The sequence below is a fragment of the Marinobacter sp. L-80 genome (assembly GCF_056859395.1).
The window spans coordinates 185,566-197,444 of record NZ_JBSXOI010000070.1 but is presented as its reverse complement, the minus strand read 5'-3'; the positions used below and the strand labels follow the sequence as shown (position 1 = coordinate 197,444).

Below are 11,879 nucleotides of genomic sequence, written 5' to 3'. Positions count from 1 at the left end.
GCCACGACTCCCTGTGGTGAGGCCGGCAGACAGCTTTGAGTCTAGTATCGACGGTGACAACCGCAAGAGGGCGGGTTTGATCTGAGACAGGTTTGGGGAAGAAACAGGATCAGGACTTGCCTGCTCCGGTTTTGATCAGGTGCTGAAACAGGAACTGGTAGTCTCCGGCCAGTCTGGATGCCCGCCAACCTTCTGGCGGACAGGCTGATGCGCCCTTTTCCAGCATGGCTTCGAGGCTGTCGGCGGCAGCTTCAGCCTCTCGCTCCGCATCCTGTTCATGGCTGTCATAGCGACACAGTTCCGGCACGTACTCGCGATAGGCCAGGCGATCCGGCGCCAATGGGACACAACCTGACGCCATGGCTTCGAGCATCGACAGCCCCTGGAAATCGTGCAAAGCCGTGGAGATCACAATATCCGCCTGACGCAGCAAATGATCGTAGTCTTCACGGCTTTCCAGAAACCCCCAGTGTTCGATGCAAGGACCAAACTGTTCCCGGATCCGGTCAAATGCTTTCGGATAGCTTCGAAATCGCTCACCCACCACACTCAACCTGAACGGCATCGAACGCTGGTCCAGCGCCTGCAGGAACTTCAGCAGACGATCAGGCCCCTTGTCGTATTCCCAGCGATGGTTCCAGAGCAGATGGGGGCAGGCCCGGTTCATAAGTGGACGGCGATCAACAAACAACCGGGCCTCGATCGGCACCGGTATCACCCTCGACTTGTCCCGCAGGGTTTCGATCAGGCCCTCGGGCACTGCGTCGGGCAGCTTTTTGAGGAAAGAGTCGGCGCCAGCCAGAAAACTGTCCCGGTTCCAGCCACTGTTGAACACCACACAATCGGCCGAAAGCGCGCTGTACAGGTTCACCATCTGCGGGTCAGCACTGGCGTTCTGGCCGCTGGATACCGGGAAGGCGAACTGGTTTTCGTGCATGTAGAGCAGGCAGGGAGTGTGAGCAACACGCGGGTGCAGCCCTCGGAGGGTTGCCAGATCCACCATGGATGTCGCAATGATCAGATCCCAGTGTTCCTGCAGGAGTGACTCGTTCAGCCAGCTCAGTGGATTGCCACGGATACGCCAGCGGAAGAATCTTGGCGGCAAAGCAAGAAACTGCCATTCATAACGCGGAAACATGGCGCTCAACTGCTCCCGCCAGCGCCTGTGACTGGCGGCATCGTAGCCAGACAGAAGGAGTATTCTCGGCGTGGTTCCAGAGGTCGTCATACGATGTCTCACTAACCAGCCTGAACCTCAGGCCAAGCCCGGGAGAGCGCCCAAAGCCCGAGCACCGGACCGGGGAACAGCAGGAGAACCACCCAGACATTCAACTGGCCCCAGAGCCCACTGGTCAGCCAGATGGCAGGCAGCGTCAGACCAAACCCGACCGCATTCATCACCGCCAGAGAGGAGCCTACCGACTCCCTCGGTGCCGTTGCCGAGGCCAGCGCCGAGAATTGAGGTGAATCGGCCACCACAGCAATGCCCCAGACTATCAGCAAAACGATCAGCAAGGCCGGCGATAGTCCGTTCAGCCAGGGGTAAACCAGGCAGAAGGCTCCGGACACCATCAGGGCTCGCTGGGCCACCCATTCACTACCCCGTGTTCGGCTGAGCCGGCCACCACCGACGCAACCTGCCGCACCAATGCCAATGACAGCAAACGACAACCAGGGAATAAGTGCGTCACTCTGCCCCATCCGCTGCAGCTCCCGGCCGATGAGCAGGGGTGTTAATGTCCAGAACGCGTAGAGCTCCCACATATGGCCGAAGTAACCACCGGCCACTGCCCGGAATCTCGGGATGCGCAGAGCCGCCAACCCCTGGCTGAGGGGCAATCGCCCGCTGCTTTTAGGAAGGTGCGGGCCGTCACCCAGCAGAAACACTAGCAGCCCTCCGGCCACGGCAAGACAGGACGCAGCCATCAGCGGCCACTCCCAGGGCATGCCCAGGGTTGCTCCGCGCATCAGGTGGGGCAGCGCCGTTCCGAGTGTCAGCATGCCCACCAGCCAGGCAAGGGCGGCCCCGGCATACTTTGGCGTCCAGGCAATTACCATTTTCATGCCCAAGGGATAGATGCCGGCCAGACACAGCCCGGTGGCAAAGCGCAGGAGGAAATCGAGCGGCGGCGCATCGGCAGCGAAAATAAATCCACCGTTAACCAGAGCCCCCAACAGGCTCGATAGCGCAAAGATCCGACTGGCGCCAAAGCGGTCGGCCAGGCCGGTCACCGCAATGGTCAGGGTGCCCGCGATAAACCCGGCCTGCACCGCCAATGTCAGCCGCCCGAGATCACTCTCGGTCAGGCCCAGCTCGCCGGCCAGCGACAACCAGACACCGTTGATACTGAACCAGAGCGAGGTGCCGAAAAGCTGGGCCAGAACGATCACAGGGAGGGGGTAACGTCGTAGCAGGTCGATCATTGTTTCACCAGTCGGTCCAGTCGCAGGCGCTCCCGGTCGTCGAACAGTCTTCGCCCGCCCCAGGAAACTGCCATCAGGGCACCAAATCCGGTGCCGACGGTGATGATCAGCATCACCAGGATCTGGTATTTCACCGCCACTGCCGGCGGGCTGCCTGCGAGAATCTGGCCGGTCATCATACCGGGCAGGCTGACGATACCGGCAGCGGCCATGGCGTTGATGGATGGCATCATACCACTGCGCATGGCGTCTCTCCGGATATCTTCCAGCGCCTGCTTCCAGGTCTGGCCCAGCATCAGGCGGTTCTCGATGACGGCCCGCTGCCGCCAGACCGATTCGTTCAAACGATCCAGCGCCAGGCTGACGCCTGTCATGGTGTTTCCGAGCATCATGCCCAGAAGGGGAATGGCATACTGTGGGGTGTACCAGGGGTCTGGGCCGATCACGACAGTCAGGGCCAGGATGGTGACGGAAAAGGACGACACAAACATCGCCCCTGTACCGATACTGAACGCCCACCAGCCCCGCAATCGTCGCCCCTGGCGCGCGACCACTTCCCGGCCGGCAACCAACAGCATGACCAATGCCAGCAGCGCAATCCAGTAGAACGCAGAGGATGCGAACAGAGCCTCCAGAACCAGCCCGATCAACGCCAGTTGAATGACCGTGCGGAGTGCCGCAATCAGCAGACTCCGGGTAATACCGAGCCGGGCCAGATAGCCGGTACCGGCCAGCGCCAGAATTAGCAAGGCCGCCAGGCCCAGCTTCCACCAGGCCAAATCAATCACTTCCATTAGCGCGCTCCAGCCTGGTGCCGTGGATCCGGTAGTGGGCATCCGCCACCCGATAGATCTGCGCCGGGTCGTGAGCGACCCAAAGCACCGCGATCTGCCGCCTCCGGATCACATTGAGCAGCCAGGTTTCAATGGCTTCCGTGCTGTTGTTATCCAGATTGGCAGTGGTTTCGTCCAGCAACAGAACCTCAGGCTCAAGCACCAGGGCCCGCCAGAGCGCCAACCGCTGTCGCTCACCAGAGGACAGCCGACTTACCGACCACTCCATAACGCCGGGCGGAAAGCCCAGCGCTGACGGCAATTCTGCCTTAGCATCATCCGGAAAGTGACCACCCACCTCATCAAACCACCATTGACTGTCTGCCGGTACCATAACCACCCGGCGTCGCCACTGGTGTGCGGGAACATTCAACTGGGCGGTATCACCCAGAGAAACCTTGCCGCCGTGTGGTTCCAGATCAGCCACGGCCCTCAGCAGCCGACTCTTGCCACTGCCCGAAGGACCGGACAGGCAGACAACCTGCCCACCAGGTACCGTCAAAGACACATTACGGAGAGTGCCAACGCAGAGATTTTCTAGCACCAAATCTGTCAAGATAGCCTCATCAGGGCTCGCCAATGTTCATAACGGATATACCATTGCACAGTGTCCTGCCAACAACCAGCCACACAGGCCAGGGATGTATGAAGCTTCGATCTCTTGTTACGTTCACACTGGCAGTTGCACTGATTGCCCCGCCGTTGGCAGCAGAGGTCAGTCTGGCACCGTTTGCCGGTTTTCGCATGAGCAGTTCGGTGGATATCGAGACCGCCGGCGCCAGCACCTCAGACCAGATCGACTTCCGGGATTCCGCCAGCCAGGGACTGGTGTTCAATTTTGATCTGGCAGAGCCCGGCAAACAGGGAGAGATTTATTTCGGCCGGCAGAGCACCTCGGCCCGACTGGACAATGGCCTGTTCGCACCGGGCCTGGATTCCATCGACCTGACCATCTACCAGCTCCAGTTCGGCGGGCTGTATTTCCCGGGTGGCCAGAATCACGGCGGGTTTGTCTCCGGTGTGTTCGGCGTTACCCGCCTCGAGCCGGACGATTCACGGTATGAAACCCATCACCGGGCCGCCCTGTCCATTGGCGGCGGGTACCAGTTTTTCGTGACTGAACAGCTGCGCCTGAGGCTGGATCTGCGCGGTGTTTACACAGCCCTGAACTCGGGCGGCTCCGCGTTCTGCTCCGGCGGCTGCGAACTCAGATTCGACAGCAGCGGCTACCTGCAGGTGGAAGCCGCCGCAGGGCTGGCCATTCGGTTCTGAGGCGTGCTCAGGCTGTCACTGGTCGCCGCTCGGGCAACATCAGCGACAGCAACGCGGCCATGGCCATCAGTCCGGACGATATCCACAAGCAGGCCTCCAGGCCATAAGCCTGATAGACCCAGCCGGACAGAATAGTGCCCAACAAACGCCCGGCAGCGTTCGACATGTAATAGAAACCCACATCCAGCGACACGCCATCCCCACGGGCATAGCTAACGATGAGATAGCTGTGCAGGGACGAGTTGACGGCAAACAACACGCCAAACAACAGCAGACCACCAACAATCACCAACTGGGGCGACCAGCCCGCCGTCAGGCCAATGGCAATGGCGGTAGGAACCAGCGCCAGCGCTGCCGCCCAGAGCACAGCGGGCTGTTTGCCTTCCATGTTGCCGGTGATGCGCGGGGCAATGGTCTGGATAAAGCCATAGCCGATAATCCAGGTGGCCATAAAGCCGCCCACTTTCCAGAAGTCCCAGCCAAAGATGGTGTGCAGGTAGACCGGTAAGGCCACCACAAACCAGACATCCCGGGCACCGAACAGAAACATCCGCGCCGCCGAGAGCACATTGATGGCACGGCTTTTGGAAAGGATCTCGCTGAACTTCGGCTTGGCCTTGCTCTTGCCCAGGTCCTGCCCCAGCAGAAACAGGCTGGCCAGCCAGACCAGTCCCAGCGCCACTGCCATGATGATGACTGCGCCCTTAAAGCCGGCGGCCATCAGCAGCACGCCACCGAGGAAGAAACCCACCCCTTTTAGAGTGTTCTTGGAGCCGGTGAGAATCGCCACCCATTTGTACAGTGTGCCCTGCTGCTCATCCGGCACCAGCAACTTGATGCCGCTCTTGGCGGACATCTTGTTCAGGTCCTTGGCAATCCCTGAGAGCGCCTGCGCCGCCATTACCCAGGGTACCGTGAGCATCGCCGCCGGCACCGCCAGCATGCCCAGCGCCACAATCTGCAGGAACAGCCCGATGTTCATGGTGCGGTTCAGCCCCATTCGGGCGCCCAGGTAACCGCCCACCAGATTGGTCACCACCCCGAAGAATTCGTAGAAGATGAACAGCAGGGCGATTTCCAGGGGCGAGTAGCCCAACTGGTGGAAATGCAGTACCACCAGCATCCGCAGGGCGCCATCGGTCAGAGTGAAGGCCCAGTAGTTGCCGGTGATCACCAGGTACTGTCGGATGGCAGCCGTCATATCAGGCAGCACCCACCCTGCGCGCCAGTTCCGCGGTGCGGTTGGCGTAGCCCCATTCGTTGTCGTACCAGGCGTAGATTTTCACCTGGGTGCCGTTGACCACCATGGTGGACAGGGCATCGACGATGGAGGAACGCGGGTCGGTCTTGTAGTCAATGGATACCAGTGGGCGCTCTTCGTAGCCCAGAATACCGTTCAGTTCACCCTCGGCAGCCTCTTTCAACAGCTGGTTTACGGTGTCCCTGTCGGTAGCCGATTCCACTTCAAACACGCAATCGGTCAGCGACGCGTTGGTGAGCGGCACGCGCACGGCGTGGCCATCCAGGCGCCCTTTCAGTTCCGGGAATATTTCGATAATCGCCGTTGCTGAACCGGTGCTGGTGGGGATCAGTGAACTGCCGCAGGCTCTCGCCCGGCGCAGATCCTTGTGGGGCGCATCGATAATGGTCTGGGTGTTGGTCAGGCTGTGAATGGTGGTGATGGAGCCGTGCTTGATGCCCAGCTTCTCATGAATCACCTTCACCACCGGTGCCAGACAGTTGGTGGTGCAGGAGGCGGCGGTCACAATGCGGTCGTTGGCCGGGTCGAAAATATCATCGTTCACACCAACCACAATGTTCTTGGCGCCCGCCTCCTTCACCGGTGCCGTGACCACGACCCGTTTCACGCCCTGGTCCAGGTACGCCTGCAAAGCACTGACCTTCTTGTTCACGCCACTGGCCTCGATCACCAGATCGCAGCCGGACCAGTCGGTTTCACCGATGCTCCGGTTGTGAGTCACGCGAATGCGCTGGCCCTCGATGACGATATCCGTTCCGTCGGCAGTGGCTTCCCGACTCCAGCGACCATGGATGCTGTCAAAGTTGAGCAGGTGAGCCAAAGTACCGGTATCGGCGCCCGGATCGTTGATGGCCACAAACTCCATATCTGGCCAGCCCCAGGCGGCCCGCAAGGCCAGACGACCGATTCGGCCAAATCCATTAATGCCTACTTTGATCTTGCTCATGTTGTGCTCCTGATAAACCTGTTCCGTACATTAGACCCTGCGGACATTACAGACATTGGACAGATGGGCGGTCTGCCATGGCCTGCAATCGCGCAAGCGGGTTCTCTATCAATCGGCCGTTATGGCTGGCGGTTTCATCCAGCACCCGGGCCAGCCACTGCGGAATGCCCGGGTTCAAGGAATAGTAGATCCACTGGCCCCGACGCTCCGTGGCCAGCAGGCCGGCATCCCGCAACGTGGCCAGATGCCGGCTGACTTTCGGCTGGGGCGCTTCAAAGGCTTCGGTAAGCTCGCAGACACAGAGTTGCCCCTGGCTGCGGATCATTAACAGCGCCGCAAGGCGGAAATCGTCGGCCAGCGCCTTGAACACCGTGACCGGGTCATAGCTGGCGGGTTTCGCTCCAGTTTCTTTCTGATGAATGAGTGCGAACAGGGCGACTCGCTCTTTGATCTCCTTAAACCTGAGGGCGAAAGTGGAATGGCGGTTTGCTGGTACCGGATCGGCAAAATCCCAGGCAATCTGCTGGGCCGGCTGGCAGACCGCACCGCACTCGCTGGAAGCTTTCTCGCAGAGGGTAATCACGTAATCCCAATACTGTTCCTGCAAATCTGCCAACCGCTTGCTAGAAAGCCCTTCCGTCGATACGCCGGCTTCCTCAAGAACCTGCAATGCCATCGGGTGGGGCTCGGTTGGCTCGGTACCGGCGCTGGCCACTTCAAACCGGTCCCCGGCTATGTCCCGCAGCAAGGCTTCTGCCATAAGAGAACGGGCACTGTTGGCGGTACAGACAAACAAAACGCGGCGCTTCATATCTGCTTCCCCATATATTCGGCTTTATGGATATCCAATTTTGTGCATAATAGATTCAGTCTCCCTACGAGTAAAGGAATCATCAAATACGATGAGCACCAACACAGAAATAACCCGGGCTGAAGACGCCGACGGCGGCATGGATTTGTTCGGCAAGTTCCTGTCGGTATGGGTAGCCCTGGCCATCATCGCCGGCGTGGCGCTCGGTCAGCTCGCACCAGTGGTACCCGAGACCCTGTCCCGTTTCGAATACGCGCAGGTCTCCATCCCCATCGCCATTCTGATCTGGGCGATGATTTTCCCGATGATGGCGCAGATTGATTTCAGTGCGGTGGTCGGTGTACGGAAAGAACCGAAAGGCCTGGCGATCACTACCATCGTCAACTGGCTGATCAAGCCCTTCACCATGTTTGCCATTGCCTGGTTCTTTCTGATGGTGGTGTTCGAGCCATGGATCGCGCCGGGACTGGCCAGCGAGTACCTGGCCGGGGCGATCCTGTTGGGTGCGGCGCCCTGCACCGCCATGGTGTTCGTGTGGAGCTTCCTGACCAAAGGCGATGCCGCCTACACTCTGGTGCAGGTATCGCTTAACGACATCATCATGCTGTTTGCCTTCGCGCCTATTGTTGTTTTCCTGCTGGGCATTTCCGACATCCAGGTGCCCTGGGATACCGTGCTGCTGTCCGTCGTCCTGTACATCGTGATTCCGCTAACAGCCGGCTACCTGACCCGTCGCGCCCTGATTTCGCGCCACGGTCAGCAGTGGTACGACGATGTCTTTATGAAGCGGCTCAGCCCGGTCACCCCGGCAGCGCTGATTGTCACTCTGGTACTGCTGTTCGCCTTCCAGGGCGAGGTAATCCTGAACAACCCCCTGCACATCGTGCTGATTGCCGTGCCGCTGATTGTTCAGACCTTCCTGATTTTCTTCCTGGCCTACGGCTGGGCGAGGCTGTGGAAAGTACGCCACTGTATCGCAGCGCCTGGCGCCATGATCGGTGCCAGCAACTTCTTCGAACTGGCCGTGGCCGCAGCCATCGCACTGTTCGGCCTGCAATCCGGCGCAGCGCTGGCCACCGTGGTTGGTGTGCTGGTGGAAGTACCGCTCATGCTGATGCTGGTCAAAATAGCTAATCGCACCCGGGACCGGTTTCCGGCATAAGCCGCAGAGGCCAGCGCCAGACTTCGGATCATGGCGCTGGCTTCACTCGCACTATCTGTTCAGCCCACCCCCACCCTGCTAATATCCCGCCCACATTTCTGACGCACCGAATCTGACGGAATCCACGCAATGGATGTTTTCCAGGCCCTTTTCCTTGGCCTTCTCCAGGGACTGACCGAATTCCTGCCCATCTCCAGCTCCGCTCACCTGATCCTCACCCCGGCGCTGTTCGGCTGGACCGATCAGGGCGTAGGCTTCGACCTGTCGGTGCACGTCGGGACCTTACTGGCGGTTGTGCTCTATTTCCGGAGGGATGTTTTTGGTATTGCCCGGGACGGACTGATTTCCGTCAGCCGCCGCAAAATCGTTGGCCAGGGCGCCCTTGCCTGGTACCTCGTCATCGGCACCATCCCTGCGGGCCTGGCCGGCCTGGCGTTGCTGGATATGATCGACAACGAACTGCGGGCGGTGGAAGTCATCTTCTTCACCACCCTGTTCTTCGGCCTGCTCCTCGGCCTTGCAGACTGGTTGCCCAAACGTCAGCGCACCCTCGACAAACTGAACTGGAAAGACGCCGTCCTGGTCGGCATCGCCCAGGCCATGGCCCTGGTCCCCGGCACCTCCCGCTCCGGCGTTACCATCACCGCCGGCCTGTTCCTCGGCATGACCCGCGAAACCGCCTCCAGGTTCTCTTTTCTGCTGGCAATTCCCATCATCGTGCTGGCATCGGCGGTGAAACTGCTGGAAGTGGCAACTTCGGATGTGATCGTCGATTGGAGTGGTTTTCTGATTGGCGGGGTTACTTCGTTCGTGATGGCCATCACTGCGATCCACTTTTTCCTGAAGTGGCTCAACAAAGTCGGGATGTGGCCGTACGTAATCTACAGAATTGTTCTCGCAGGCGTGATTTATGCAGTTCTGATGTAAGCTCGGCGTCCAGCACGGAGTCTGCAGCGCACCCAAACTAGCAGGCCTCCAAAGGCGCATAAGCCAGAACCAGCCACTTGGCGCCCTCATCAAAGTTCACCTGCACCCGAGTATGGTGCCCGGTGCCCTCCGAATTCATCACGATGCCCTCGCCAAACTTGGGATGGCGCACCCGCTGACCCAGGCTGAAACCGGATTGCTGGGCCGAATCCTGGCTGAACATGCTCTCATTCGGACGCGCCACCATAGCGGGGCGGGTCACTGTGTTGCGCAGCCGCACTTCCAGCAGACAGTCACCCGGAATCTCCCGGACAAACCGGGACAACGCGTTGAACTTTTCCTGACCGTACAAACGCCGGGATTCGGCGTAAGTAAGCACCAGCTTTTTCATGGCCCGGGTGATGCCCACGTAGGCCAGGCGGCGCTCCTCTTCCATGCGACCAGGTTCTTCCAGGGACATGCCGTGGGGGAACAGCCCCTCTTCCACGCCCGCCAGGAAAACCAGGGGGAACTCCAGACCCTTGGCGGAATGCAGGGTCATTAACTGAACGCTGTCCTCATGGTCCTCGGCCTGGGATTCACCGGCATCCAGAGCCGCCTGAGCAATGAATTCCGACAGCGCGTCCACGCCGTCCTCCACCTCATAGTCAGACAACGCATTGACCAGTTCCTCGAGGTTCTCCACCCGGGCCTGGCCTTTCTCTCCTTTTTCGCTGGCGTGATAGTCCTTCAGCCCGCTGTTTTCGATGGTCTGCTTCATCAGGCCATGCAACGAAGCATCGCCCACCATGTCGGAGAGGCCTTCGATAATGGCAATGAAAGACTGCAGCCCGGTTTTGGCCCGGCCTTTCACCTGCCCGGCTTCCAGCAGACGCTCGGCGGATTCCCACAATGAGATACTCTGCTCGGTCGCGTATTCCCGAAGCTCCGCCAGGCTCTTGGCGCCGATGCCACGGGGCGGCACGTTCACCACCCGCTCAAACGCCGCATCGTCGCGGCGATACTGCACCAGCCTCAGGTATGCCAGAGCGTTGCGGATCTCCTGGCGATCGTAGAAACGCAGACCTCCATAGACCCGGTAGGGAATGCCCTGGCGCATCAGGGATTCTTCCAGAACCCGGGACTGGGCGTTGGAGCGATAGAGAATCGCGGATTCACTGCGCAGGTTACCGTCCTGCACCCAGGCAGAGATGCTGTCGGCAATGTAGTTGGCTTCGTCCTGCTCGTTGAACGCCGCGTACAGGCTGATCGGTTCGCCTTCCGGACCGTCGGTCCAGAGCTCCTTGCCCAGCCGGCCCTGGTTGTTGGCGATCACCGCGTTGGCCGCCTTCAGGATCATCTGGGTGGAGCGGTAATTCTGCTCCAGACGCACCAACCGGGCATTGGGGAAATCCCGCTGGTACTGCTGGATGTTTTCGACCTTGGCGCCCCGCCAGCCGTAGATAGACTGATCGTCGTCCCCCACCACCGTCATTGGCACGCGATTGCTGGCCAGCACCTGCAGCCAGGCATATTGAATGGTGTTGGTGTCCTGAAACTCGTCCACCAGGATATGCTGGAACCGGCTCTGGTAATGGGCCAGCAGCTCCGGACGATGCAGCCACAGTTCATGGGATCGCAGCAACAACTCGCCAAAATCCACCAGACCACCCTGCTGGCAGAGTTTTTCGTACTGGCGATAGATCTTCAGCATGATCGACAGGAAATGGTCGCCCGGATTCTCCTGGATGTGATCCGCCCGCAGCCCCTCGTCCTTCTGGCTACTGATAAACCACTGGGCCTGCTTCGGTGGCCACTTGCTCTCATCAATCTGGTTTTCCCGTATCACCCGCTTGATCAGTCGCAGCTGGTCGTCGCTGTCCAGAACCTGGAAGTTCTCCGGCAGCCCAGCATCTTTCCAGTGCGAACGCAGCAGTCGGTGCGCGATACCATGAAAGGTGCCAAACCAGAGGCCGCGGGCCGGAATGTCCATCATCTGCTCGATGCGGTAACGCATTTCCTTGGCGGCCTTGTTGGTGAAGGTCACCGCCAGGATTCCAGTGGGCGGCACCCGATCCACGGTCATCAACCAGGCGATCCTGTGCACCAGAACACGGGTTTTGCCACTTCCTGCGCCGGCCAGAACCAAAAGGTGATCGTTCTGAGCGGTAACAGCTTCACGCTGGGCATCGTTCAACGGATCGATGATGTGGGAGACGTCCATAAAGAATCGGTTCGCTACTGGTTAAATAAACAGGTTTACG

General features: G+C 59.8%; 11 protein-coding genes. 3 read left to right on the top strand and 8 right to left on the bottom strand.

Annotation, left to right across the window (positions count from 1 at the left end):
* Positions 1-109 precede the first annotated feature (109 nt).
* Genes AC13E3_RS13985 through AC13E3_RS13970 form a run of 4 tightly spaced genes read right to left on the bottom strand, consistent with a single transcriptional unit; the run spans position 110 to position 3,813 of the window.
* A complete protein-coding gene (locus AC13E3_RS13985) occupies positions 110-1,228 on the bottom strand; it encodes a tRNA-queuosine alpha-mannosyltransferase domain-containing protein (protein ID WP_273157397.1) in 1,119 nt (372 codons plus the stop codon).
* Between the two features lie 11 nt (positions 1,229-1,239).
* Positions 1,240-2,424: an MFS transporter gene (locus AC13E3_RS13980; protein WP_482902154.1), complete on the bottom strand. Its 1,185-nt coding sequence runs from the start codon at positions 2,422-2,424 to the stop codon at positions 1,240-1,242.
* On the bottom strand, positions 2,421-3,218 hold the full coding sequence (locus tag AC13E3_RS13975; protein WP_482902153.1) for an ABC transporter permease: 798 nt from the start codon (positions 3,216-3,218) through the stop codon (positions 2,421-2,423). The genes AC13E3_RS13980 and AC13E3_RS13975 overlap by 4 nt, the downstream gene beginning before the upstream one ends.
* Positions 3,205-3,813, bottom strand: a complete 609-nt coding sequence (locus AC13E3_RS13970; protein ID WP_482902152.1) for an ABC transporter ATP-binding protein — start codon at positions 3,811-3,813, stop codon at positions 3,205-3,207. The genes AC13E3_RS13975 and AC13E3_RS13970 overlap by 14 nt, the downstream gene beginning before the upstream one ends.
* An 89-nt stretch (positions 3,814-3,902) precedes the next feature.
* Between AC13E3_RS13970 and AC13E3_RS13965 the strand changes: the two genes are divergently transcribed.
* On the top strand, positions 3,903-4,529 hold the full coding sequence (locus AC13E3_RS13965) for a hypothetical protein (RefSeq protein ID WP_482902151.1): 627 nt from the start codon (positions 3,903-3,905) through the stop codon (positions 4,527-4,529).
* 7 nt (positions 4,530-4,536) lie between these two features.
* Here AC13E3_RS13965 and arsJ read toward each other — a convergent pair whose 3' ends face one another.
* Genes arsJ through AC13E3_RS13950 form a run of 3 tightly spaced genes read right to left on the bottom strand, consistent with a single transcriptional unit; the run spans position 4,537 to position 7,547 of the window.
* On the bottom strand, positions 4,537-5,730 hold the full coding sequence (gene arsJ / locus AC13E3_RS13960; RefSeq protein WP_482902150.1) for an organoarsenical effux MFS transporter ArsJ: 1,194 nt from the start codon (positions 5,728-5,730) through the stop codon (positions 4,537-4,539).
* Position 5,731: 1 nt separating this feature from the next.
* Entirely contained in the window at positions 5,732-6,736 is a 1,005-nt protein-coding gene (locus tag AC13E3_RS13955) for an ArsJ-associated glyceraldehyde-3-phosphate dehydrogenase (RefSeq protein ID WP_008172982.1), read from the bottom strand.
* Between the two features lie 46 nt (positions 6,737-6,782).
* Entirely contained in the window at positions 6,783-7,547 is a 765-nt protein-coding gene (locus tag AC13E3_RS13950; RefSeq protein ID WP_482902149.1) for a metalloregulator ArsR/SmtB family transcription factor, read from the bottom strand.
* Positions 7,548-7,638: 91 nt separating this feature from the next.
* Between AC13E3_RS13950 and arsB the strand changes: the two genes are divergently transcribed.
* Together arsB and AC13E3_RS13940 are read left to right on the top strand one after the other, a co-directional pair.
* Positions 7,639-8,709 (top strand): ACR3 family arsenite efflux transporter, encoded by a 1,071-nt coding sequence (arsB, locus tag AC13E3_RS13945; protein ID WP_273018403.1) that lies wholly within the window; start codon positions 7,639-7,641, stop codon positions 8,707-8,709.
* Between the two features lie 129 nt (positions 8,710-8,838).
* On the top strand, positions 8,839-9,636 hold the full coding sequence (locus AC13E3_RS13940; protein WP_459419725.1) for an undecaprenyl-diphosphate phosphatase: 798 nt from the start codon (positions 8,839-8,841) through the stop codon (positions 9,634-9,636).
* A 37-nt stretch (positions 9,637-9,673) separates the two neighbouring features.
* Here the strand turns inward: AC13E3_RS13940 and uvrD are convergent, their stop codons facing one another.
* Positions 9,674-11,839 carry a DNA helicase II gene (gene uvrD / locus AC13E3_RS13935; protein WP_405417364.1) on the bottom strand — a complete coding sequence of 722 codons (2,166 nt, stop codon included), beginning with the start codon at positions 11,837-11,839 and terminating at the stop codon, positions 9,674-9,676.
* Positions 11,840-11,879 lie beyond the last annotated feature (40 nt).